This window comes from Psychrobacter sp. ENNN9_III (genome assembly GCF_001462175.1).
Taxonomy (GTDB): domain Bacteria; phylum Pseudomonadota; class Gammaproteobacteria; order Pseudomonadales; family Moraxellaceae; genus Psychrobacter.
In genome coordinates, this window is the sequence record NZ_LNUO01000173.1 from 1 (window position 1) to 23,551 (window position 23,551).

The 23,551-nt window shown below is 44.9% G+C and carries 21 protein-coding genes and 1 pseudogene; 10 read left to right on the forward strand and 12 right to left on the reverse strand.

Annotated features, from left to right (window positions below; translation table 11 throughout):
* Positions 1 to 66: 66 nt before the first annotated feature.
* From acnA to PENNN9_RS10655, 3 genes are all read right to left on the reverse strand, one after another.
* Positions 67 to 2,874: an aconitate hydratase AcnA gene (acnA, locus tag PENNN9_RS10650; RefSeq protein ID WP_058369664.1), complete on the reverse strand. Its 2,808-nt coding sequence runs from the start codon at positions 2,872 to 2,874 to the stop codon at positions 67 to 69.
* Positions 2,875 to 3,225: 351 nt separating this feature from the next.
* Positions 3,226 to 3,393, reverse strand: coding sequence for a DUF3025 domain-containing protein (locus PENNN9_RS13470; protein WP_264752949.1), 168 nt, complete (start codon positions 3,391 to 3,393; stop codon positions 3,226 to 3,228).
* Positions 3,386 to 4,342, reverse strand: coding sequence for a DUF3025 domain-containing protein (locus PENNN9_RS10655; RefSeq protein WP_264752950.1), 957 nt, complete (start codon positions 4,340 to 4,342; stop codon positions 3,386 to 3,388). The genes PENNN9_RS13470 and PENNN9_RS10655 overlap by 8 nt, the downstream gene beginning before the upstream one ends.
* A gap of 114 nt (positions 4,343 to 4,456) precedes the next feature.
* Between PENNN9_RS10655 and PENNN9_RS13135 the strand changes: the two genes are divergently transcribed.
* The 3 genes from PENNN9_RS13135 to PENNN9_RS10665 are packed head-to-tail and all read left to right on the forward strand — an operon-like array spanning position 4,457 to position 5,789.
* Positions 4,457 to 4,777: a hypothetical protein gene (locus PENNN9_RS13135; RefSeq protein WP_227511799.1), complete on the forward strand. Its 321-nt coding sequence runs from the start codon at positions 4,457 to 4,459 to the stop codon at positions 4,775 to 4,777.
* Entirely contained in the window at positions 4,720 to 5,172 is a 453-nt protein-coding gene (locus PENNN9_RS13140; protein WP_227511800.1) for a hypothetical protein, read from the forward strand. Before PENNN9_RS13135 ends, PENNN9_RS13140 begins: the two co-directional genes overlap by 58 nt.
* Positions 5,173 to 5,219: 47 nt before the next feature.
* Positions 5,220 to 5,789 (forward strand): YchJ family protein, encoded by a 570-nt coding sequence (locus PENNN9_RS10665; RefSeq protein ID WP_058369665.1) that lies wholly within the window; start codon positions 5,220 to 5,222, stop codon positions 5,787 to 5,789.
* A 166-nt stretch (positions 5,790 to 5,955) separates the two neighbouring features.
* On the opposite strand, the gene PENNN9_RS10670 is transcribed toward PENNN9_RS10665, so the two are convergent.
* The 3 genes from PENNN9_RS10670 to PENNN9_RS10680 are packed head-to-tail and all read right to left on the reverse strand — an operon-like array spanning position 5,956 to position 8,444.
* The gene (locus PENNN9_RS10670; RefSeq protein WP_058369666.1) at positions 5,956 to 6,864 is read right to left on the reverse strand and encodes a class II glutamine amidotransferase; all 909 of its coding nucleotides are present in this window, start codon (positions 6,862 to 6,864) and stop codon (positions 5,956 to 5,958) included.
* Positions 6,865 to 7,212, reverse strand: a complete 348-nt coding sequence (locus PENNN9_RS13145; protein ID WP_227511801.1) for a hypothetical protein — start codon at positions 7,210 to 7,212, stop codon at positions 6,865 to 6,867.
* A gap of 59 nt (positions 7,213 to 7,271) precedes the next feature.
* Entirely contained in the window at positions 7,272 to 8,444 is a 1,173-nt protein-coding gene (locus PENNN9_RS10680) for a homoserine kinase (RefSeq protein WP_058369667.1), read from the reverse strand.
* Positions 8,445 to 8,634: 190 nt separating this feature from the next.
* Here PENNN9_RS10680 and hisF point away from each other — a divergent pair, with 190 nt between their 5' ends.
* From hisF to glmS, 7 genes and pseudogenes are all read left to right on the forward strand, one after another.
* Positions 8,635 to 9,417 (forward strand): imidazole glycerol phosphate synthase subunit HisF, encoded by a 783-nt coding sequence (gene hisF, locus PENNN9_RS10685; RefSeq protein ID WP_058369668.1) that lies wholly within the window; start codon positions 8,635 to 8,637, stop codon positions 9,415 to 9,417.
* A gap of 112 nt (positions 9,418 to 9,529) precedes the next feature.
* Positions 9,530 to 10,051 carry a 6,7-dimethyl-8-ribityllumazine synthase gene (ribE, locus tag PENNN9_RS10690; RefSeq protein WP_058369669.1) on the forward strand — a complete coding sequence of 174 codons (522 nt, stop codon included), beginning with the start codon at positions 9,530 to 9,532 and terminating at the stop codon, positions 10,049 to 10,051.
* Positions 10,052 to 10,277: 226 nt separating this feature from the next.
* Positions 10,278 to 11,126 (forward strand): transcription antitermination factor NusB, encoded by an 849-nt coding sequence (nusB, locus tag PENNN9_RS12570; protein ID WP_082638078.1) that lies wholly within the window; start codon positions 10,278 to 10,280, stop codon positions 11,124 to 11,126.
* 2 nt (positions 11,127 to 11,128) lie between these two features.
* The gene (gene thiL / locus PENNN9_RS10700) at positions 11,129 to 12,151 is read left to right on the forward strand and encodes a thiamine-phosphate kinase (protein ID WP_058369670.1); all 1,023 of its coding nucleotides are present in this window, start codon (positions 11,129 to 11,131) and stop codon (positions 12,149 to 12,151) included.
* A 3-nt stretch (positions 12,152 to 12,154) separates the two neighbouring features.
* On the forward strand, positions 12,155 to 12,736 hold the full coding sequence (locus tag PENNN9_RS10705) for a phosphatidylglycerophosphatase A (protein ID WP_058369671.1): 582 nt from the start codon (positions 12,155 to 12,157) through the stop codon (positions 12,734 to 12,736).
* Positions 12,737 to 12,891: 155 nt separating this feature from the next.
* Positions 12,892 to 14,275, forward strand: a pseudogene (glmU, locus tag PENNN9_RS10710) (bifunctional UDP-N-acetylglucosamine diphosphorylase/glucosamine-1-phosphate N-acetyltransferase GlmU).
* Positions 14,276 to 14,515: 240 nt separating this feature from the next.
* Positions 14,516 to 16,384, forward strand: a complete 1,869-nt coding sequence (gene glmS / locus PENNN9_RS10715) for a glutamine--fructose-6-phosphate transaminase (isomerizing) (protein ID WP_058369673.1) — start codon at positions 14,516 to 14,518, stop codon at positions 16,382 to 16,384.
* A gap of 213 nt (positions 16,385 to 16,597) precedes the next feature.
* Here the strand turns inward: glmS and PENNN9_RS10720 are convergent, their stop codons facing one another.
* The 6 genes from PENNN9_RS10720 to PENNN9_RS10745 form a co-directional block, all read right to left on the reverse strand.
* The gene (locus PENNN9_RS10720) at positions 16,598 to 17,332 is read right to left on the reverse strand and encodes an HAD family hydrolase (protein ID WP_058369674.1); all 735 of its coding nucleotides are present in this window, start codon (positions 17,330 to 17,332) and stop codon (positions 16,598 to 16,600) included.
* Entirely contained in the window at positions 17,332 to 18,477 is a 1,146-nt protein-coding gene (locus PENNN9_RS10725; protein ID WP_227511802.1) for a TIGR03364 family FAD-dependent oxidoreductase, read from the reverse strand. Before PENNN9_RS10725 ends, PENNN9_RS10720 begins: the two co-directional genes overlap by 1 nt.
* Before the next feature lie 58 nt (positions 18,478 to 18,535).
* Positions 18,536 to 19,528, reverse strand: coding sequence for an ABC transporter substrate-binding protein (locus tag PENNN9_RS10730; RefSeq protein ID WP_058369675.1), 993 nt, complete (start codon positions 19,526 to 19,528; stop codon positions 18,536 to 18,538).
* Positions 19,529 to 19,859: 331 nt separating this feature from the next.
* Positions 19,860 to 21,404 (reverse strand): acetyl-CoA hydrolase/transferase family protein, encoded by a 1,545-nt coding sequence (locus PENNN9_RS10735; RefSeq protein WP_058369676.1) that lies wholly within the window; start codon positions 21,402 to 21,404, stop codon positions 19,860 to 19,862.
* Positions 21,405 to 21,615: 211 nt separating this feature from the next.
* A complete protein-coding gene (locus PENNN9_RS10740) occupies positions 21,616 to 22,038 on the reverse strand; it encodes a hypothetical protein (RefSeq protein WP_058369677.1) in 423 nt (140 codons plus the stop codon).
* Positions 22,039 to 22,283: 245 nt separating this feature from the next.
* A complete protein-coding gene (locus PENNN9_RS10745) occupies positions 22,284 to 23,366 on the reverse strand; it encodes a histone deacetylase family protein (protein WP_058369678.1) in 1,083 nt (360 codons plus the stop codon).
* Between the last annotated feature and the right edge of the window lie 185 nt (positions 23,367 to 23,551).

Below are 23,551 nucleotides of genomic sequence, written 5' to 3' on the forward strand. Positions count from 1 at the left end.
CACAAATAAGCCAGTCCCCTACATTAAGGAGACTGGGCTTTATATCATTCTAACTCTAATTAATCACTACGCAGCGTCTTTGCTATCACCCGCTAGCTGACGTAATACATAGTGCAATACGCCACCATGACGCACGTATTCGCGCTCTTTTGGTGTCTGCAAGCCGACATTGACCTCAAAGGTTTCGGTCGAGCCATCAGCACGGGTAGCAGTGACTTGAGCGGTTTTGCTCTCACCATTGTTTAGGCCGGTGATGCCAAGTACTTCAGAGCCATCAAGCTTGTAGGTGTCTGCATTCTCGCCGTCTCTAAAGGTCAGCGGCAACACACCCATACCGACGAGGTTTGAGCGGTGAATACGTTCAAACGAGGTGGTCAATACTGCTTTGACACCCAGTAAGATCGTACCTTTTGCTGCCCAGTCACGGCTTGAGCCTGAGCCATACTCTGCCCCGCCGAGGACGACGAGCGGACGCTTATCTTCTTTATACTTCATCGCTGCATCATAGATAGCCATTTCTTCGCCATCTTGTAGCGTTGACTTATCATCTTTGAAGTAGTAGGTATAGCCGCCCTCTTTGCCGCCCATCATTTGGTTTTTGATACGGATATTGGCAAAGGTACCACGGGTCATGACTGCATCATTACCACGGCGTGAGCCATAGCTATTGAAGTCGGCTTCCATGACACCGCGCTCTTGCAAGTATTTACCTGCTGGTGAGTTTGGATCAATATTACCCGCAGGTGAGATATGGTCGGTGGTGATTGAGTCACCAAATAGACCTAAGATACGCGCGCCTTCGATATCAGGGATACCTTCTGGCTCCATGGTCATACCATTAAAGAACGGTGGGTTTTTGATGTACGTTGAGCCTTCATCCCATGGATATAGCTGACTATCGGCTGAGCTAATCGCGTTCCATTCTTTACTACCATCAAACACTTCACCATAGTTTTTACGGAACATATCAGCATTGATGTTATTGGCAATCAGCTCGTTGATCTCATCTGACGTCGGCCAGATGTCTTTTAAGTACACATCGTTGCCGTCTTGGTCTTGACCAAGCGGCTGGGTGGTTAAGTCGATATCCACCGTACCTGCCAGCGCGTAAGCGACGACTAATGGTGGCGACGCCAAATAGCTTGCCTTGACGTGCGAGTGAATACGACCTTCAAAGTTACGGTTACCAGAGAGTACCGCAGCTGCCACTAAATCATTTTCTTCGATACCTTGCTCGATACTTTCAAGCAATGGTCCTGAGTTACCGATACAAGTGGTACAACCATAACCGACTAAATAAAAGCCTGTTTTTTCTAGCTCATCCATCAGTTTGGTTTTTTCTAAGTAATCCGTCACCACTTTTGAGCCTGGTGCTAACGAGGTTTTGACCCAAGGTTTGGCTTTTAGACCTTTTGCCGCCGCTTTTTTGGCGACCAGCCCTGCACCAAGCATCACCGCTGGGTTTGAGGTGTTGGTACAAGAGGTAATCGCAGCGATGACAACCGCACCATCCCGCAGGTTATATTGCTCATCATTGATATCAACGATACTACAGAAGTTACCATCTTCATCACAGTTTTTTGGCTTAGCTGCTAAGTTTTTGGCTTGCTCTTGCTCACCGCCTTCTTGGTCAAAACGCACCTTGCCTTCAACTTCTGCCTTGCGGTCTTTGGTCATCTCCTCAAGCGTTTCGCCAAACTTCTCATGCATATCAGCTAGGTTGATACGCTGTTGCGGTAGGTTTGGCCCTGCAAGTGCTGGCTGTACTGAAGACAAATCAAGCTCTAGTTTACTTGAGTAAGTCGCTGCTGGTGTATCGGCATCATGCCATAAGCCCTGAGCCTTGGCATATTTTTCGACCAGCTCAATTTGCGCTTCGTCACGGCCTGATAGACGCAGATAGTCAATCGCCATTTGATCAATTGGGAAGATACCACAAGTCGCGCCATATTCTGGTGACATATTAGCAATAGTCGCACGATCCGCCAGCGGCATACTGTGTAGGCCTTCACCGTAGAATTCGACGAACTTACCTACCACGCCATGGGCCCGTAGCATTTCAACGACACGTAACACCAGATCTGTCGCAGTAACGCCTTCAGTCAGCTTACCCTTTAGTTCAAATCCAACTACTTGCGGAATCAGCATCGAGGACGGCTGACCGAGCATGGCCGCTTCGGCTTCAATACCGCCAACGCCCCAACCAAGGACACCGATACCATTAATCATCGTGGTGTGACTGTCGGTACCAAATACCGTATCAGGATAGGCGGTCAGCTCACCGTCGACATCTGCTGCCATGACCACGCGCGCAAGGTACTCAAGGTTAACCTGATGCACGATACCCGTCGCTGGCGGGACAACGACAAAGTTTTCAAAGGCATTTCGGCCCCAATGTAGAAACTCATAACGCTCATTATTACGCTTAAACTCAATCTTCTCGTTGAGATCCAGCGCATCTTCGCGACCATAGGCATCGACTTGCACCGAGTGGTCGACGACCAATTCACTGGGGATAAAGGGGTTAATTTGCTCAGCACGACCGCCAAGCTCCACTACTGCATCGCGCATCGCTGCCAGATCGACGACTGATGGTACACCAGTAAAATCCTGTAATACTACGCGTGCTGGCATAAAAGCAATCTCTTTTGAGGCCTCAGCGCCAGCGTCCCAGTTGGCCACTGCTTCGATGTGGTTTTTGCCGACAGACTGACCATCGTCTTCGTTACGCAGCAAGTTCTCTAGCACTACTTTCATACAGTATGGTAGCGTATTGATATTGTCGTAAGTTTCGGCAAGTTTGGGCAAACTATAATAGGCATGCTCTTTGCCATCGACCGAAATGGTGTCTTTCACATTAAAGATATCACTCATGGTAGCTTCCTTATCGTTGTTATAAATCCTGAACACAAATTATCATGAACTTATGGTTTTGAATGGTGGCTAAACAGTTTATTGATTTATTAAATAAATACTGCGTCAAAGTAGGTACTAAAAACATTAAGCACTAAAGACATTCGACACTAAAAAATAATGCAGAGTAAAACACTAAAGTAATCGACTATAAGTTTTAATTAACCCAAGCTGCAAAGATTTTTTTAAAACTTAGTATCAACTTGTTTTTACCATAACAAATATTGAAGCCTTTGTTAACGCTTAGACGTAGTCAAATCGTGGCACAATCGTAACCGTAACAAGGCTTTAACCACCTGATTATAATTAATTTTATATATTTTGGCTTTTACCCTGTTTACGGCGACCACTACGAAACACAAATGCATCATCATAAAAATCTGGATCTTCATTCTCGGCCCAAAAATGCGGCACACCTAAAATAGGCAATGGCGATAAATGACGCAGTGTGACTGCGTCCTTTGATAATAACTCATTCATATGCGTCCTTTGATAATAACTCATTCATATAATCAGCCAATTTATCATCCAAAAAGGCGATGCGCTTCTGCGTTGACAAGGCAAAGAAATCTTGGCTGACGTTGATGACCACGCTATGCGCGCACAAAGGCTTACGCGGTGCTATCAATTGTTCAAGCAAAGCATGACCAAAAATATAAACCGCCGCTTGCACCTTTGGACTAGGACTTGTAGGGTCATCCCACTGCGTGCGTGGCTGTACTAAACAGCCCTGCCAATCAAAGTTGATCAACGCCTCGCCAATACTAGGATTGGCGGTAATCAATACCGCGCCGTTTTCATCAAACACAGTGATGGTATCGCGGACGCGGCCCCGACTGGCACCGACCCCTTGCTGCTCAATCTCCAGTATATGATAGTGGTTTAGTAGGGCTTTGGTCTTAGGGAACGTCAGCCAAATACTGCCGTTAAATAAGTCGTGTAAGTTGTCACGCGTCGGAATATTGCCAGTGCTGCCGATAAAACTTTCGTAAGCTTCGCCTTCTGGCAACGCGTCTTGCGAGACAAACTGTAAAGTCTGCGCCTTATGGTTATATGCAGGCTTGGTATGCGGCAGTTGCTGCTGCAAGTCAGCTACCTGCTGATGCAATGCGGTATTTAATACTTTAGCGATGATGTCTGGCGTGTTTTGGGTGCGGCTGATAAGGGCTTGAGTCTCAGGAGCAGAGCTTTGAGTATCAGCGCGCTCCATGCTCAAGCTTTTTGTCGCACTGAGCTGAGTAATAGTTTGACTAATGGCATCTAACTGCTGCACATGACCAAGCCACGGCGCGCGCCAGTCAATCTGAGCAAAGCTGTCATCAAGTCTGCTTGCCGCTACGGCTGACGCCTGTACAGACGAATCGTTTGGTAAAGGCTGGTCAAAAAGCACATCTGAACGATGCAAAGAAGGCAAATTACTGGCAGTCATATCAAACTATCTCTCATAGGCGATGGGCGGCTTATGGTATCATGGTGCGCTTTTTTACGGCTAGACGGGCAGCTCGAAACGTTGTGTTCGCGCGCTATTTATTGATGAGTTTTTATGGCAAATTTTAACACCCACTTAAATGTTGCATTTATGGTCAGCGGTACGCTGAGCTTAACGGTCTATAAAGCGGGGCTGGTTGATGACTCTGGGTTTTTGATGTGTGCGGCGCTCGGTACCATCGGTGGCCTCTTGCCAGACTTGGACTCAGACAACTCAACACCGATTAAGCTTGGCTTTAACCTCATCTCTTTTGTCTTCGCTTTTGGGCTGGTGATGCATTGGCGCAGTGAGCTGAGCCTATTGGCATTGATAGTGTTATGGCTGGCTGGCTATGGTTTATGCGTTATGTGGTGTTTTATGTTTTTACCACGATGACGGTACATCGCGGCGTCATCCATTCTGTGCCTTATATGGCGATATTGGGATTGGCGCTGACGTATTTAAGCTATGATATTTTGCACCTGCCCTTAACGGTGAGCTGGTTTTATGGTTTGTTTTTATTTGGTGGCGCAATGGTGCATTTGGCCCTAGATGAATTATATAGCGTCAATTTGTCCAATATGAAAATGAAGCGCTCGTCGGGTACAGCGATGAAGTTTTATCAACATAAAGACAAATGGTGGTATTTGCTGCTGTACGTTATTCTGGCGTTACTGGTATATATAGCGCCGCCGTTTGACGCCTTTTGGCAGCAGGTCAGTGACCCTGCAGCTTGGGCAAAGCTTAAGCTCGGTCTATGGCCAGAATTGATAAAAGGCTGGCTAAATTAACGGTCTTTTGCTACCAAATAATAAAGGATAAATAACGAGAGTACACTATGTCGACTTCTGCCGCCCTCCAAACCTGCCCCTGCCAAATCAACCCCGCGTCAGAGACCATAGACGCGCCCCTACTTTATAAAGACTGCTGTCAGCCTTATCATGACAGCCTCTTAAATAAAGAAGTGAATAAAGAAGCGGATAAAGCAGATAACATCAAGGCAGAGTCAGCGGAGCGTCTGATGCGCACGCGTTATAGTGCTTTTGTCTTAGTCAAGCCAGAATACATCGTCAAAACCACCTTACCCGCGCAGCAAAGCTTGCTTGATGTCACAGCGATTGAGTCTTGGGCCACCGAGACCGACTGGGCAGGATTAGAGGTTGTAGAACACAGAGCAAAGCTTGGTAAACGGCATGCGCAGGTTGAATTTAAAGCTTATTTTAAAACGCCTAATGGCTTGCAAGCGCATCATGAGTTGTCTGCCTTTGTAAAGGTAATGAATAAAGCCAATCATGATACGCGTTGGTATTTTCTCGACCCGACCATTCCTATGTCTGTCGCCCAAAAGCAGCCGTGTATTTGCGGCTCGGGTGAGAAGTTTAAGCGTTGTTGTGGATTATATAGTTAATTCACTGTAAAACCGATACAGTGCAGCTGGTATGAATTTTGCGCAGCATCTGTCAGCGTAGACACAGCAAGCAAGGAAAATTTGTACCAGTTGCACGTTGATATGAGCATATCGATCTTATTCCGAACTGTCTATATCTGTAGCTGATATTGAGGACGCGCCAATTCTAAACACTCGCCCCAACCGCGCGTGCCACCGCAATACCTTCATCAATGGTTAAAAACTTACGCTGACTTGGGCTGTCTTTATAAATAACCTCACCCTCAGAGAATATCAAGCATTCGTTGACCGCCAACTGTTGCCATTTTTCATTTTCAGTCAATGGTACGGTCACCAAAATCGTCACCTTATCGGTATCGGTGGTGACATCGCTAAAGTTGATCGCCAAATCATCGTCCGCCAATTTTGCCTCACCAAATGGCGCTTGGCGGGTCAGATAAAACAACAAGCTACCGGCATAAGCCAATTGCCAGCGGCCATTGGATATTAGGCAATTAAACAAACCGTTTGCAGATAAATAACGACATTGGGTGGTCAAAAAATTAAACAGCGTCTGGTCGTCAGGACGGGTCTTAAAAGTGCTTTTTAAGCGATTGACCAAATAACAAAACGCCACTTCAGAGTCGGTATTGCCGACAGGCTGGCAGTGCGAGGCGTTGCCATTGTCTTGCAGACGCTGACAGCGCTTGATAAATTCACTATTCATCTGCCCATTGTGGGCAAACACCCACTGCTCGCCCCAGACTTCGCGGACGAAGGGATGGGTATTGGCTAAGCAGTTCTGTCCCTGCGTGGCTTTACGAATGTGGGCGATGACATTCATGGCCTTAATCGGATAATTATTGACCAAATCTGCCACTGGCGACAGATGGCTTGGGCGGTTGTCATGAAACAAACGCAGTCCCGTTGAGTCGTTTCCCACCGCGCCATTATTGGTACAGTCACTACGCTCAAAGAATGCAATACCAAAACCATCTTCATGGCTATCAGTCATACCACCACGACGACGAAACCCTGCAAAGCTAAAACCAATATCGGTTGGGGTATTACAGTTCATTCCTAAGAGTTGGCACATTTATGCTTTACCACCTTTATTACTTTGATTGTCTAAGCTATTTTTATTTTCTTCGATGCCCTGATTGTCTTGTGTCACTGTTGTAATACCAAGGTCTGCATCGCTCATATTATCTAGCAAAACTTCGCCAGCAGTGTCGGTATCGATACTGTCCAAGATACGTTTGGCATGCGCCAGTTCAGTATCTTGTATCCACAACACAATACCTGAGTTCATCCCTGGCATCGCGCTTAGCGGTTGTAGAGACACGGTAATGCCATTATTACGTAGCAGGTTAGCATGCAGCTCACCTTGCATATTGGTGTCATAGCGTGCCAGTTTGTGCCAGTTATCAACTTGATCGGTCATAGGGACACCTTTAAGGTTTTGGTACAGAAATCATTGAGCGAAAATAGTCGAAAAACGTTCTATACTAATTGATCGAGCGCATACTCTTTGATGATAACATTACTATTATCGTTTAAAGTAGCACGTGCCTGCTCAGCTTCAGCAATGTTACTAAATACACCAGCGACTTGATTGTCGCTCTTATCGTTCAATAATACAAACACCTTATCTTGTACTTTTTCGACATGCGACCAGTGATAGGCGGCAAGACGCTTCATAAGATCAGGGTTTTTCACCATGATATTATCGCCAGTCCGTCCTTCGGTACGATTATAATGAATAACGTTTAGACGTAGTAGCCAAAAAATCACCGCCGCCTTGGCTAGCATAACAGGTAACGCACGTTTTTCATCGTTGCTAAGCGCGCGCTTTGTTTCGTAGCCTCTTAAGAACGCCGCCATCTTACTACGGTCAAAATGTACCAGCTCACCTTGCTCGGCATCGCCCCACGTGGTACAAAAATCATTAATGGTGATGGCAATATCCATCACATAATGCTCGACACTCACTTCGGTAAAGTCCAATAGACCCGTTAAACGCTCTTCGCCTTTTTGGCTATTATTTAACGATAAGTCCCATAGTGTATTGTCAGCGAACATATCGAGATGACACAAGCCTTTTGGTAAGCTAGCAAGTGGTAAATTTGAGTAAGCTTGCCAAATATCGCGCATTAATTTGGCTTCGTCACCTGGCATAAACTGCATTTCCCGGTCACGCACCTCATTCCATGGATACAAAGGCACGCCGTAGTCTTGTGCAGGTTGTAATGCTTGCAAGGTCTCATGCAGCATCGCTAACGCTGAGCCAATCTCATGACACATCGCAGCCGTGGTCTCTTGCGGATGCGCGCCAGACAAGCACGGCACCAAAGTAATTGCTTTGTTTTCATAATGAATGACATAGCGTTTGTCCGTATCAGCATCTGCATCAACCAATGGCAGCGGCGCAGCGACCGGCAATTTGCCATCTAATTGATTCAGTATCACTGCCATTTTTCCGATATCTTCTGGTGGGCGCTCTTCAAATAAAGTAAATACATAAGAGTGCTCGCCATCGGCATCATCCGTCGTCTGAATAAACCAATTAGAGTTTTTGATACCTTGGGTAATCGGAATGGCTCGCGCAAACGGTACGCCAAAACTTTGACAAAAGGCGGCAAACTGATCATCGGTTAACTGGGTATAGACGGACATGACATCTCACTTATGGCAATGGAATAATGAATTAAATAGGAAGAATGTAGACGCTAATGACAGTAATTGTACCGTGCATTAGCAAACTATAATGAAAAGCGTAATAATCTTGCGAAAACCTGCCTGATATGGCGACGATTTTGCTAGACTAGCGCTTAAAGAATGAATTGATTATAAGGTGAAAGACCCTATGTTAGCAAAGCGTATCATTCCTTGTTTGGACGTGGACAATGGCCGTGTGGTCAAAGGCGTACAGTTTGTCGATATCAAAGACGCCGGCGACCCTGTCGAGGTGGCGCAGCGTTACAACGAACAAGGCGCTGATGAAATTACCTTTTTAGATATTACCGCCACCAGCGATGAGCGTGATACCACGTATCATACTGTCGAGCGCATGGCTGAGACGGTGTTTGTCCCCTTAACCGTCGGCGGCGGCGTACGCAAAATCGCCGATATCCGTAATTTGCTCAATGCCGGCGCGGATAAGGTGGCGATTAATTCAGCGGCAGTATTTACACCTGAGTTCGTCGGTGAGGCTGCGCAAAAATTCGGCAACCAATGTATCGTCGTCGCCATCGATGCCAAACGCGTTGAAGATGTAGAGGTTGATGGCATCATTACACCGCGTTGGGAGATTTTTACCCATGGTGGTCGCAAGCCCACGGGCATTGATGCCGTTGCTTGGGCAAGCAAAATGAGCGATCTTGGCGCTGGTGAATTATTAGTCACGTCAATGGACGGTGATGGTACCAAAAAAGGCTATGATTTAGCCTTGATGCAACAAATTACCAGCCGAGTAAATGTCCCCGTTATCGCCTCAGGCGGTGTCGGTAATTTGCAACATTTAGCCGAAGGGGTGTTACAAGGCGGTGTCGATGCCGTGCTTGCGGCCAGTATTTTTCACTTTGGCGAATATACCGTACAAGAAGCCAAAGAATATATGGCAGCGCAAGGTATACAGATGCGCCTGTAATACGTTTGTAAAATACAAATGCCTCTGCAAAAAATGTTATCATAGCGCTAACCACTTATTTTCGTTCATGATTCATATATTTTCATTTACCCCTAATTCAGAAGGATTTTTTATGTCGAATTTACAACAGCAGCGCAATGACGTTACCCATATTGATGGCAACTTACATCAAAACGAAGAGGTCCGTATCGGTATCGTCGTTGGTCGCTTTAACGGTTTTGTCGTTGAATCATTGGTAGATGGCGCAATCGATGCCCTACTACGTCATGGCGTTTTAGGTAGCAATATTACTGTCATTCGCGTGCCGGGTGCTTTTGAATTGCCCTTGGTCGCTCAGCGCGCCGCTGAATCTGATCGTTTTGATGCCATCATTGCGTTAGGTGCGATTATCCGTGGTAGCACACCGCATTTTGACTTTGTCGCTAGCGAATCTGCCAAAGGTTTAAGCAGCGTTGCGATTGACTATAACATCCCTGTTGCTAACGGTGTCCTCACCACGGATAGCATTGAGCAGGCGATTGAACGCTCAGGCACCAAAGCCGGTAACAAAGGCTCAGAAGCAGCGATGGTTGTCCTTGAGATGTTGGCCGTTTTATCACAGCTAGATATCGAAGATGAAAGCGACGACGCTTAATGTTATATCTACTAATAGACGTCAATGGCTAATCATATTGATTCGCCTACAAGTATTATTTTTTATGATTTAAGTTGGGGCAATGGTCTAATCATGGCTCCAACATACGTATTGTAAGTATGTAAAACTGACTGACACCATTTGCCAGCCGACTACTATTTAACATCTTTTATTTTTATGCTATTTCTTACAGAATAGTTACTTAAAACCTAGGTATTGACCCCCTATGACTGACCAACTCAAGCGTGCCATTAATGCGGCAAAAACCGAGCAATCCGATACCCAACAAGCAATCAGTGTAGCGAGCAGTAGCGCAGGTGAGCAAAACTTTGATATGAGTGAGTCTTCTTATAAGACCAGTCATACCGCTGTCCGTAAGGCACGACGTTTTGCCATGCAAGGCCTGTACGAATGGCTCGTCACCGACCGTCGTTTCGATATAGACGGCAAACTTGGCTGGAAGGACAATGCACCGCATGATATTGCTGCTCGTACCCGCGCCACCAACGCCATGCATACCGTGCATATTGGCTACTATCACGAAATGATGCGTGATATCCCAGAGCAAATCGAGGCGCTAGACACACTTATTAGTCAACATCTTGACCGCGACATCGACAAATTGGATACCGTTGAACATGCTATTTTATTGATTGGTGCTTATGAGCTGCAAAACCGCTTAGAGATTCCTTATAAAGTGGTGTTAGATGAAGCTATGAAGCTTAATAATCACTTTGGTGCCACTGATGCCCATAAATTGATTAACGCTGTCCTTGATAAAATGGCAGTTGAGCTACGCGAAGTGGAAGTACAAGCAGATACCAAAGCCAATCTACGCACCTCACAAAAAACGGCTGCCAAACCTGTGGTAAAAACCGATACAGATAACACTGCCGATACACATGCCATTGAAGAAAAACCAACTGCTTCAAATAAGCCACGTATCAGTGCTAATAAAACCAACGTCAAACGCAATAGTGCTAGTAAAGCCAGTGCTAATATTAGTGACTTTAAGGCGCGTAAAAAAGATAATGCCGAAAAAGATGACAATACTGATCCAAAAAACCAAGAATAATCATGAATGAATTTGAGCTGATCAAGCGCATATTCTCACAAGTACAAGCAAGATATCGTTTACCTGATGATGTCGAAAAAGGTATTGGTGATGATGCTTCAGTAATGGCATTATCGGCAGGGGCGCGCTTAGTTAGTTGTATTGACACCTTGGTTCAAGGTCGACACTTTAGTGCCGATTGGGATGAAATAAACAAACTGGCCTTCCAAATTGGTTATAAAGCAGTGGCAGTCAATGTCTCAGATATCGCTGCTATGGGCGCAACGCCGCATAGTATTTTGCTGGCGCTAGCACTGCCTGAGCGTTTGGCAACTGAGACTTGGCTTACAAACTTTGCTAAAGGCTTATTTCATGCCTGCCAGCTGTTTGACGTGACCCTTATTGGCGGTGATACCACGCGCAGTGAGAATTTAGTACTCAGTGTTAGCGCGCAAGGGTTACTAGCCGCAAGCACGCCAGCAGTCTACCGCTCAGGCGCCCAAGTCGGCGACAAAGTCTATGTCTCAGGGACGCTTGGTGATGCTGCTTATGCCTTACAACATCCTAATAGCAGCCAAGGCCTAGAGCTTGCTCATCGTTTGCATATGCCTACGCCTCGTATCACATTAGGTGCAGCGCTGACGCAGATTGGTGCGACGGCAATGATAGATATCTCAGATGGCCTGTACCAAGACCTTGGTCACATCTGCGAGCAGAGCGCTGTTGGGATGCGCATTGATTTGGAGCAGCTGCCGACTAGCCAACCCCTAGCAAGTGTTGATTTATCTGAGCGCTTGCTATGTCAACTAGCGGGTGGCGATGATTATGAATTGGCTTTTACCTTACCTGCTAATATCGAGCCACCTATAGATAGCAGCAACACACCTGTGACCTGTATTGGTGAAGTGATAGCCTTAAGCGAGGCAGATACTGTCAAGGGTTTACCACCAAAGCTTTTTTATCAGGGACAGCCAGTAACGCCTACGCACCCTAACCCTTTTGCCACTTGGCCTACTCTTACTGGTTACCAACATTTTGCAGGTTAATCCATGACGGATCATGACTTATCTAAACCCGATATTCGTAAAGCAAACGATTGCCCACCTCTACCTACTAATGCTAGCCTACTTGACCGTATTGTTTATTGGCTTGGTATTGGTCTGGGCAGTGGCCTACCACGTCGCGCCCCCGGCACATGGGGTACGGTTGGTGGATTAATCGTCGCCATACCACTACTGAGCTTAGGTTTTGTACCGTTTCTGATTATCACAATACTATCTTGCATTATTGGTATCTGGATATGCGGTCGTACCTCTGATTTGATGCAAGGACATGATGATCCGCATATCGTTTGGGATGAGTGGGCTGGTATGTGGATTACTTTATTGCCTTTTTCTTATACGGGTATTACTGTTACAAATTTTTGGCACGATATTTCACAAAGTTTGTCTATTATTGCTCTTGTCATCGCATTTGTACTTTTCCGCTTCTTTGATATTATTAAACCACCACCAATCGGTTGGGCAGATAAAAAGGTGTCAGGTGGTCTTGGTATTATGCTTGATGACATCATCGCTGGGATTATGGCTGCAGTTGTATGGGTCGTTGTAATGCTTGGTATGCTAGTATAAACAGTTGTTAATTAGTCAAATGATGTTACAAACTAACTCATTACTATAAACTTAACGATAACAAAGCATTATAATATTCACTTAAATGAATATGTTTTTCTCGACAATTGCGTTATAATCCTATCATATTCTGTTACACCTATTATAGAGTACTTATGACAAATTCCCTTTCTGTGATTATCCTTGCTGCCGGAAAAGGCACGCGTATGCAGTCTGCTAAGCCAAAAGTTCTGCAGACATTGGCAGGCAAACCTTTATTAGGACATGTCCTAGATACTTGTGATGAGTTGACTGTTACTAAGACTATTGTGGTTTATGGGTTTGGCGGCGACCAAGTACAGACAGCAATGGATAATCAATACGCACATCTGCCAATTACGTGGGTTGCACAGACTGAACAGCTAGGTACAGGTCACGCTGTTAAGGTTGCCTTAGAGCAATTGCCACAAGATGGTCAAAGCCTTATTTTATATGGTGATGTGCCATTAGTAAGCTGTCAGACTTTAACGACACTAAAAACTGCGAACACTGATGGTATGTCGATGTTGACTTTGACAGTAGACAACCCATTTGGATTGGGTCGTATTAAGCGTGATGATTCAGGGAATGTGGAAGCCATCGTTGAGCAAAAAGACGCTAGTACAGATGAACAAGATATCAAAGAGATTAACAGTGGCATTTATTGCGTTGATAATGCTCTGCTTCATAAATACTTGCCTGAATTATCAAATGATAATGCACAACAAGAATACTATTTGACCGATATCGTAAAAATGGCGGTTGCTGATGGTGTGACGATTGCAGCAATCGAGCCTGAACATACGTTTGAGATTGAAGGGGTTAACAACCGCCAACAATTAGCCAGCTTAGAGCGTACTTGGCAAAACAAACTGGTCGCTGACTTGCAAGAAGCTGGTGTACAGTTTGCTGATCCGACTCGCGTTGATATACGTGGTACGCTAAGCGTGGGTCAAGATGTGTTCGTCGATGTCGGTGTGGTTTTCGAGGGCGACTGTACTTTGGGCGACAATGTATACATCGAAGCTGGTTGCGTTATCAAAAATACTCAGATTGGCAATGCTTGTCATATCAAACCGTACTGCGTGCTTGATCGCGCAGAAGTCGGTGCTGGCGTTGATATTGGTCCTTTTGCAAACTTGCGTCCTGAAACTGTATTATCTGACAACAGTAAAGTTGGCAACTTTGTTGAAATTAAAAAGTCGACTATCGGTCATGGTAGTAAAGTTAACCACTTAAGTTATGTCGGTGATGCGACCGTCGGTACCGATGTCAATATTGGCGCTGGGGTTATTACCTGTAATTATGATGGCGTAAATAAGTCACAAACTATTATTAAGGATAATGCTTTTGTTGGCTCCAATGTGAGTTTGGTTGCTCCAGTAACGGTTGGCGATACTGCGGTGGTTGCGGCAGGATCTGTAATTACAGAAGATGTCGATAGCAATGCCTTGGCTTTAGGCCGTGCTCGTCAGGTACAAAAAAGCAGATTTTCAACGTCCAACTAAAAAGACGAAATAGTTAGCTGATAGTAGTAAGTTTATAGTTAAGCGCTTAGTAGCAAGATTATGACCAACTTGAGCAGCGCGGCAATTTTGCGGTGCTGCTTAATAATATGACTTATATATTAAATAACTTTTAAATACTTAAAGCTTATTTACTCACTACTGATTTGTATACATTGTTTTTGATTCACTTACATTGTTTTTGATTCACTTTTATTTGTCTAACATCATTAAAAATTTAACTTAAGGAATAGCTATGTGCGGAATTGTAGGCGCAGTTGCTGAGCGTAATATCGCTAATATTTTACTTGAAGGCCTAAAGCGTTTGGAATATCGAGGCTATGATTCTGCTGGCTTAACTGTCATTCGTAACGGTGAATTACATCGTGAACGTCAAGTAGGCAAAGTATTGGCATTGGTTAATGCAGTCGCTAATGATCCAGCCAATTTTGACGGTCATATTGGTATTGCGCATACACGCTGGGCAACTCATGGTGAGCCTGCACAACGTAACGCGCATCCACATGTCTCAGGTAAAATCGCTGTGGTTCATAATGGTATTGTCGAAAACTATGCTGAACTAAAAGAAGAGTTGATTGCCAAAGGTTATGAGTTTACCTCGCAGACAGATACCGAAGTAGTTGCGCATCTGATCAATGATGTTTATCAAAAAACATCGGATCTACTAGAAGCAGTTCGCACAGTTACGCCGTTATTACATGGTGCATTTGCCCTTGGAATCGTTCATGTAGACAGCCCAGAAGAGCTGATTGCCGTACGTTTAGGCTCACCTTTGGTCATCGGCGTGGGTATCGGTGAGAATTTTATTGCTTCAGATCAATTGGCGCTATTGCCAGTCACCAACCGCTTTATGTATCTTGAAGAAGGTGATATTGCCAATATTACGCGTGAACATATTCGTGTTTATGCAGATGGCATAGAAGTCAGTCGCAAAGTTCATGAGATAGATGCCAAGCAGCACAACGCCGATAAGGGCGAGTTTAAGCATTATATGCTCAAAGAAATCTATGAGCAGCCAGATGCGGTCGCTCGTACGGTTGAGATGGCGGTAGATAATGGTGAAACAGCCAAACTACGCGATGACTTTTTAGAGCGTCACGAAACCAAGCTCGCTGGTGTTAAACACATTCAAGTGCTCGCTTGTGGTACCAGCTATCATGCAGGTATGGTCGCAAAGTATTGGTTTGAAAATTTAACACGCCTACCCTGCTCGGTCGAAATCGCAAGTGAGTTCCGCTATCGTAATCCTGTCGTCGTCGACAATTCGCTCGTCGTTTGTATCTCACAATCAGGTGAAACAGCCGATACTTTATCAGCGCTACGTGAGATTCAAAAGCACAAACCAGAAGGGTTAGTCAGTTTGGCACTATGTAACGTGCCAACGTCATCGCTAGTGCGCGAGACGGATATCTTTTTGCCAACGCTTGCAGGCCCTGAAATCGGTGTGGCTTCTACTAAAGCTTTTACCACCCAGCTTGTCGCGCTAGTGCTATTATTATTAAAGATTGGGGTCGTACAACAGCGTATCGATAATGAGCGTTTGACATCATTGTTAGAAAACTTACATAAGCTACCGGGTCAGCTTCATGCCAGCCTAAAGCTTGATACGCCTATTAAAGCGATGAGTGAAAGCTTTGAAGAGAAGAAGAGCTGTCTGTTCTTAGGTCGCGGTTTGCAGTTCCCAATTGCTTTAGAAGGCGCGCTTAAGCTGAAAGAAATCTGCGCGCTTAAGCTGAAAGAAATCTCTTATATCCATGCTGAAGGCTACGCGGCAGGCGAGCTTAAGCATGGTCCATTGGCATTGGTAGATAAAGACATGCCAATCGTTGTACTTGCACCAAAAGACAGCATGTTTGACAAGCTCAAAGCCAATATGCAAGAGGTACACGCGCGCCACGGTGAGCTATTTGTATTCGCCAGTGAAGCCAGCCAAATGGTGGGCGAGGATAGACTGCACGTGGTCTATGTACCTGATGTCTGCGAGATATTAGCACCGATCGTTTATAGTGTCCCTGTGCAACTGTTGTCGTACCATGTAGCCGTTATGCGCGGTACAGACGTCGATCAGCCACGTAACTTGGCCAAGAGTGTCACAGTCGAATAGTATAAGTTATTGATTTTAAATTAAAATTTATCAATAAATAAGGTTTTATTTTAAATATTACAGTAACATACCGAGTCCTCCGCTATCTTATATAAAACAGTTGGCGGAGGATTTTTTGAGATAATAAAAACAAAACAAGCTCCATCGCAATGGAGCCCTCGATATATTATCAATCGTTTATTACATCTGCTATAACTACAACTACCTGAGCGGTTAAATCAACTCAGCCAAATCAGTCAGTCTTCGCAGCACCATATCTGGCGCATGCTGCTCAAGCTGAGCGCGGGTTTGCGCGCCTGATAGAACGCCAATACAAAGACCACAATTGGCATTTTTACCTTCTTCAATATCGATGCCGCTATCGCCAGCTTTGAGTACTTGCATTGAGTCTTTGATCCCAAAATTTTCCATAGCAAGCGTGATCATATCTGGCGCAGGACGCCCATGGCGCACATCATCCGCTGTGATCAAGGCGTCAATCTCATTACCCACCGACCAACCCAAGATAGTCAATATGTTATTGGCAGTGGTTGCATCATAGCCCGTGTTTAAGACTACCTTTCTACCCGTTTCTTTTAGCTTATTGAACAGCTCCAGCATACCCTCAAAGGATGCCAAAGTCTCTGCGGTATAAGCCTTGGCCAATCGGGTTTTGAAGATCGTAAACGCGGTATCGGTAAGTGATTCAACCTCATCACCTGCGATATCCAATTCATTTAGTATGTCAGTAATGGCTTGGCGTTTTTCCTTGCCAGCACCGAAGGCTAAGCAAATATCCAGATCAACTGCTTTATCCGCTTTATCCTCATCGATAAGCGCTTGATTGATCGCATCACGTACCGTTTTATACACCAGATTGTCTTCATTGACCGTGGTGCCTGCCATATCAAAAACACATAATTTAATATGATTGAATTGTTCTTTAATACTATTTATATCTGTGCTCATTATTTTGACTCCAATACTAGATCAATTAATTCTTCACCAAATGCAAAGCCTGTCGAGGCACCAGTGCCGCCAGTGACAGAGCCGACAACCACGCCTTTTTCTGGAGTGGCTTTAAACACCACATCGTCTGCGCTGGGATAGACACCTAGCCAATGCTGGACGATGTCAATCTCGCCAATACCCATCACTTGATGAAACTCTTTAATGATTAAATCATCAAGACGCACATCTCTAAATGGCAGCTCTCTGTCGCTATAATCATGGCTATCACCAATGATGAGGGAGCCGTCGGCGGATTGCACCACGATCAGATGGACGCCTGCTTTGCGCTCAGCTGACTGAACATCGTCTAATAAAGCAATCAACCCTCTTGCTTCAGGTAATTGGGCAAACCCATCATAACGAGCCAAGCTTAAATCCGACATCACCGCGGCATTTAGCTTAAATGGTTTTTTGGGCATGACGCGCAGCATATTGAGTGTGCAAAGTTTGGCCTGTGCCTGCGCTAACGTCTCAGGATACAAGCTATGCAAATCTGTACCGGGACAGACCACGCAATGCTCTGCTTGCAGCGTACCTCGGCTGGTATAGACCTTGGGCAGCTCAATCGATTGCACAGTGGTTTTATTATAAAAATCCACGCCGTGCACTTGATGTAACCAATTGGCCAATTTACTGATAGCGGTTTTTGACTCGACTCTGAGCTCATGAGGGCTATACAGCACGCCCAAGCCGTCTTTCAGATAAGGGGCATTTTTAGCTATTTCAGTTTGCGTCAGTAATCGACAATCCGCGCCCATCTCTGTCTCTAAAAACGCCTCCGCCACGTCCATCGCTTCTGGGCGCTGAATAAGCATATGCAGGCCTCGATGTGCCACCTCGATATCTGCTTTGGGTGCTACATCTGCCCAGACATCACGCGTATGCATGGCTCGTTGCCAATGCGTCCCGCGCTGCTGTCCACTGACGGTGACAAAACCAAAGTTACGCACCGACGCGTCTTTATTTTGTGACTCACGCTCGACCAGTGCCACACTCAGCCCTTTTTTCACCGCGGCATAAGCGCTGGCAAGACCGATGATGCCGCCACCGACGATTACCACATCGTATTTTTTCTCAGAAAGCTTTTTTATTGATTCCATCATGACTTTCTCTATTTTTAATAATTTGACAAGTTTTAACATTTAGCGAGCGCTGCCTAACTTATAGCTTTTGACCGTGAAAAAACGCCCGATGCCTATCTAATAGCTCAGCGGTAAGCGGCTCAGCATAGGTTTTTACATTTTTGATTTGGTTTTCAGATGCCACCGTCTCGCCGTCGTAGATGATATTTGGGTATATCTCTAGCAGCTTGGGGCGTGCATTCTTGACGATGACTTCAGCCATTTTCATGGCATTTTGATTGGTTTTATCGCCTTTATCGACGACCGCAACGGACTCACTCAGCGTATAGTTGCCTTCGCTTGGATCGATGTAATCAATGGGTAGCCCTTCTGCTTTATTAACGACGGCTTGATGACGCATGCCAAAACCGATTGGCACCTCACCTGCCATGACTTTCTTCAATGGGCCTGATCCTGATAATTCTAAATTTGGTCCGGCGTTTTCACGAATACTATTCATGAGTGTTTGTCCTTCGGCATCCATGCCATAGGCAGCAGTGATATTCTGCACAAATAACCAACCGGTCGATGAGCCATTGGGATCAACCATCGCAATTTTGTTTTTATAAATGGGCTTTGCCAAATCTTTGGCGCTGGTTGGTCTGGGTAGGTTTTGCGCGGCCATCTCTTTGGTATTTAAAATGATTGCTCCAGTAAAGCTTAAAATGGGCGCATAGTAACTAGGTACTGCGACTTGGGGATTGACCTCAAAGCTGACATCCTTAAACATCGAATGTTTGGCTTGTGCGCTCTCTAAATAAAATGAGCTCATGGTCACAAGATCTGCTTCTATATTCTTACCTTCCGCCAACAAGCGCCCGCCAAGCTCACCGGTGCCAAAGGATTGGAAAATATATTGACCTTCATAGCCTGCTTGATCTAATACCGCTTGGATGACTTCTACCGCTTCTTCGTCGGCGTTACTATAAATGATGACTTCTTCTGCGCTATTGTCCTTAGAAGCGGCTGAGCTACAGCCTACCAATGTGAATCCGAAAGCAAGACTCACCATTAACGTTTTGAGTGAAAACATTTTTTATCCTATAGATTTTATTGAGTTTTAATGGGTAAAGTTTGGGTATATTTTCGATAGCTAAATAGTTATCAATTGCTATAGTCGTTTCAATCTAAAAAGAACACAGTACTGCTGGGATGAATTTTTTGAAGCCTCTGGAGTGCAAAGCGCACAGCAAGCGAGGAAAATTTATACCAGCAGAACGCTATTTTAAGCGTATCTCTTTTATTGTGAACTGACTACAGCGATTTAGAAGCTATTTTTAGATATAAAAAAACGCCTCTTACCTAATGATAGATAAGAGACGTTAATACTATTTTACTGCTACAAATTTAGAACGATAAATCACTTATACAGCGATGCGCATTTTATTAAGACGCATATCGCCCGTCTCAACAAAACGCTGATGCCATGACAATGCTTCATTTAGAAGATGCGGCGTCTGTAGCCCACTGGCCTTGGCGGCACGGTCATAGTAGTCTTGCAGCATTGGGCGATAGTCTGGGTGCGCACAGTTATCGATGATCGCCTGCGCCCGTTGACGCGGTGATTTACCACGCAAATCAGCAAACCCTTGCTCCGTCACCAAAAACATCACATCGTGCTCAGAGTGATCATGATGCGATACCATCGGCACGATAGTAGAGATAGCGCCGCCTTTAGCCGTAGATGGACTCACAAAGAACGAGAAATGCGAGTTACGAGTAAAGTCACCCGAACCACCGATACCATTCATCATCTTGGTACCCATGATATGGGTTGAGTTGACGTTACCATAAATATCCGCTTCGATCATCGCATTCATAGCGATAATACCAAGACGACGGATAACCTCTGGATGGTTGGTGAATTCTTGCGGGCGCAGTACGAGCTTGTCACTCAAAAACTCGATATTGTCATTGAAGCGCTGCAAAGCATCTGGGCTAAACGACAATGCCGTGGCCGACGCTGACTTCATTTTGCCACTAAGTACCAGATCAAGCATACCGTCTTGCAGTACTTCGGTATACCCCATCAAATCATCAAACGGGCTGTCTTGTAGACCCATCAATACAGCGTTTGCCACATTACCCACACCAGACTGTAGCGGCAATAGGTTTTTTGGCAAGCGGCCTTTTTTGACTTCATGATCTAAGAATTCGATGATTTGTGACGCAATCGTTTTAGAGTTTTCATCTGGATCTGCAAACTTGCTATTACGATCTGGCGCATCGGTCATGACGATACCGATGATCTTATCGAGATCACACTCTAGGTACGGCGTACCGATGCGATCATCTGGCTTGACAATAGGAATTGGCTGACGGAACGGCGGCTCATCAAGGTCTGCTGGGATATCATGCATACCATCTAACATCATGCTTTGACGCGAGTTGACTTCGATGATGACTTTTTTGGCAGTTTTGAGCCACTGGTTGTTGGTACCAATGCCCATTGAAGGAATGATTTTTCCTTCGGGCGTGATACCTGTCGCTTCAATCAAGGCAATGTCCATATCGCCATAGAAGCCAAAACGAACCTGCTGCTCAAAGTGTGATAAGTGCATATCAACGTAGTGAGTGTTACCAGCGTTGATGTGGTTACGCATGGCAGGATCAGATTGGAATGGCGCACGAAAATTAATACAGTTGGCTTCTGCCAATACACCGTCACAGTCATGAGCGGTGGACGCACCCGTTAGCATGCCAATGCCAAACGCTTCGCCACGAGCATGAGCGTCTTTGGCACGATTAGCGATAGCAGTTGGGACAAATTTTGGGTAGCCTGCACCTGTAAATCCTGCGACACCAAGCGTCATGCCATTTTGTACAAATGAAGCTGCCTGTTCAGCAGACATGATTTTTTCACGCAAACCTTCATGACGGACGCGTTCTTCGTGGTTGATTGAACCCATAGCAATATTCCTATTAACTTCCTTATTAAAAAAAACCTCAATACAATGAATACTAAAACAAACATGACAATGAGGTAAATTTGCAACGAACCCGCTAATACGATTTCGTTGCAGCATTTTGGACAATTTTTCTACAAAAGGCAAGCAGACGCGCTTAAGTATAGGCGTTTGACTTTGAGCCAAAGCTGCTCAAACGCCAATCTGTATGACTTTACTTCGCCGATAGCGTGGCGAGCAGCTTGTTTATCTCAGCTTTAAATTCTTTGTCTTCTATCTTGTTGGCACTGGTTTTGGCGTTTTTTAGACTGGTGAGAGCCGCGTCTGTTTGACCCAACTCAATCTGTAACTCCGCCATAGAAAACGCAATCGATGCCATATGATCTTTTGAATTAATGGCGATGGCTTTTTTGAGTGCTTTTTCATAAATAATGAGCGCAGCCTCTAAGTCTTCGGTGAAGTCAGCGAGCGTCTCCCATTGCTCTGGGTGATCTTTATCACTCTTCTCATTTTCAATGCAAAGATTTTTTAGCTGTCCATACAGTGCGTCAAAACTCTCTTGATCATTTTTGCTATCGGCTTCTAGTAGCTTTTCAGCTAGCACATAAATGGACTTATATATTTTGGTATTAATCATGACTTACAGCCCCTTTATGCGACTAGATTGGATAAATTGCTGATGATTATAGCGTAAATTGACAGGTTGGATAAGCGTTATAAAGCTTACTTGGCATTTATATGCCAAAAGATCTATCAAAACTTAGGCTACCAATGGATAAATATAAGACAATACAAAGTAAGACACGATAATCGATACCGTGTCCTTTGCATGTTAAGTCAGCTTTTATTGGAGCCATATTTATCGAATAATCGGACAAATGATTAGCTATCTTCTCCTACTAGCCCTGATAAAAACGCCTGCAAATTCTCATTGAGCTTTTGGATATAATAGCCACCCTCTACCAGCACAATCAAAGGTTTGTTTAACGCTCTCATTTTTTGCGCCAATAAAGGTTTGTTTAACGCTCTCATTTTTTGCGCCAATATCTTAAAGCCTTCTGTACTGACTTTACATCTCGCTTCTGGATCATCTTTGTAGACATCAAACCCTAAGACGTGGACGATGACATCAGGATCAAAGGTCTTCATGGTATCGATGGATTTATCGACATACTCAAAAAAGCCTTCCTCATCAGTCCCATGTGGCATCGGAAAGTTAACGTTATAACCCTCTCCCTCACCCGTCCCTCTCTCAAATTCATGACCGGTGACGCCCGGATAAAAATTGACAGTATCACCGTGTACCGAGGTATATAGGACATCTTTACGCTCGTAGAATATCTCTTGAATACCCTGACCGTGATGCATATCCGTATCGATAATGGCTATTTTGGCATATTTTTGCCGTAAATGTTCTGCGATGATGGCAGCGTTGTTTAGGTAACAAAATCCACCTGCAGCGCTTCTACGTGCATGGTGACCGGGCGGCCGTGAAAAGCAAAGTTGTATATCGGTTTCATTGCTTGAGTCGCTGTCATCATTGAGCAGGGCTTCGGCCGCATTAAGCGCCGTCTGCGCTGACCAATAGATAGATATCCACGAATGCTCACTGATTGGCGCGCTATCATCGGCCTGATATTTGGCCGCTTTTGCCATGATACCCAGTCCAGGATTGTCATACGGCACAAAAATCCCTGTCTGTACTTGGGCGCCTAAGTCCTCTTCTACGGCCATCCATTCATCAAAGCCGTGTTTTAAAAACTCAACATAACCAAAGTCATGCACCGCTAAGATTGGTCCCATCCCGATCTCTTTAGCATTTGTAACCTCCAGCCCCAATGCCGCTGGTGCTTTTAACATCTCGACCATACGCTCCGGTATTTCTAGCGGCTCATGCATTTTTCCATAAGAAAAATAAGGCAGTGGTCTATGCAGGCTTAGGTTTTCATGACTGTATATTTTCACTCTGTACACTCCATTGTTTATGACGCAGTCCATTTTTTATGATGCCATCAGGGCCTTTTATGTGCGACCAAAAGTCATCATATTATTATCAGCAACCATTGAATATATGCCAAGAAGTGGTGTGAGTCAAATGATATGAACAGTTATCAGATGTGAACAGTGATTAAATATAAATAAACTGTCAG

Coding starts and splice junctions, on each gene's coding strand:
- PENNN9_RS13470 (WP_264752949.1), bottom strand. CDS start 3,393: ATGAATGAGTTATTATCAAAGGACGCAGTCACACTGCGTCATTTATCG.
- PENNN9_RS10740 (WP_058369677.1), bottom strand. CDS start 22,038: ATGATTAATACCAAAATATATAAGTCCATTTATGTGCTAGCTGAAAAG.
- PENNN9_RS10720 (WP_058369674.1), bottom strand. CDS start 17,332: ATGAGCACAGATATAAATAGTATTAAAGAACAATTCAATCATATTAAA.
- PENNN9_RS10665 (WP_058369665.1), top strand. CDS start 5,220: ATGTCGACTTCTGCCGCCCTCCAAACCTGCCCCTGCCAAATCAACCCC.
- glmS (WP_058369673.1), top strand. CDS start 14,516: ATGTGCGGAATTGTAGGCGCAGTTGCTGAGCGTAATATCGCTAATATT.
- PENNN9_RS10735 (WP_058369676.1), bottom strand. CDS start 21,404: ATGGGTTCAATCAACCACGAAGAACGCGTCCGTCATGAAGGTTTGCGT.
- PENNN9_RS10670 (WP_058369666.1), bottom strand. CDS start 6,864: ATGTGCCAACTCTTAGGAATGAACTGTAATACCCCAACCGATATTGGT.
- PENNN9_RS13140 (WP_227511800.1), top strand. CDS start 4,720: ATGGCTGGCTGGCTATGGTTTATGCGTTATGTGGTGTTTTATGTTTTT.
- acnA (WP_058369664.1), bottom strand. CDS start 2,874: ATGAGTGATATCTTTAATGTGAAAGACACCATTTCGGTCGATGGCAAA.
- PENNN9_RS10655 (WP_264752950.1), bottom strand. CDS start 4,342: ATGACTGCCAGTAATTTGCCTTCTTTGCATCGTTCAGATGTGCTTTTT.
- PENNN9_RS10730 (WP_058369675.1), bottom strand. CDS start 19,528: ATGTTTTCACTCAAAACGTTAATGGTGAGTCTTGCTTTCGGATTCACA.
- PENNN9_RS10725 (WP_227511802.1), bottom strand. CDS start 18,477: ATGATGGAATCAATAAAAAAGCTTTCTGAGAAAAAATACGATGTGGTA.
- nusB (WP_082638078.1), top strand. CDS start 10,278: ATGACTGACCAACTCAAGCGTGCCATTAATGCGGCAAAAACCGAGCAA.
- PENNN9_RS13135 (WP_227511799.1), top strand. CDS start 4,457: ATGGCAAATTTTAACACCCACTTAAATGTTGCATTTATGGTCAGCGGT.
- PENNN9_RS10705 (WP_058369671.1), top strand. CDS start 12,155: ATGACGGATCATGACTTATCTAAACCCGATATTCGTAAAGCAAACGAT.
- ribE (WP_058369669.1), top strand. CDS start 9,530: ATGTCGAATTTACAACAGCAGCGCAATGACGTTACCCATATTGATGGC.
- PENNN9_RS10680 (WP_058369667.1), bottom strand. CDS start 8,444: ATGTCCGTCTATACCCAGTTAACCGATGATCAGTTTGCCGCCTTTTGT.
- thiL (WP_058369670.1), top strand. CDS start 11,129: ATGAATGAATTTGAGCTGATCAAGCGCATATTCTCACAAGTACAAGCA.
- hisF (WP_058369668.1), top strand. CDS start 8,635: ATGTTAGCAAAGCGTATCATTCCTTGTTTGGACGTGGACAATGGCCGT.
- PENNN9_RS13145 (WP_227511801.1), bottom strand. CDS start 7,212: ATGACCGATCAAGTTGATAACTGGCACAAACTGGCACGCTATGACACC.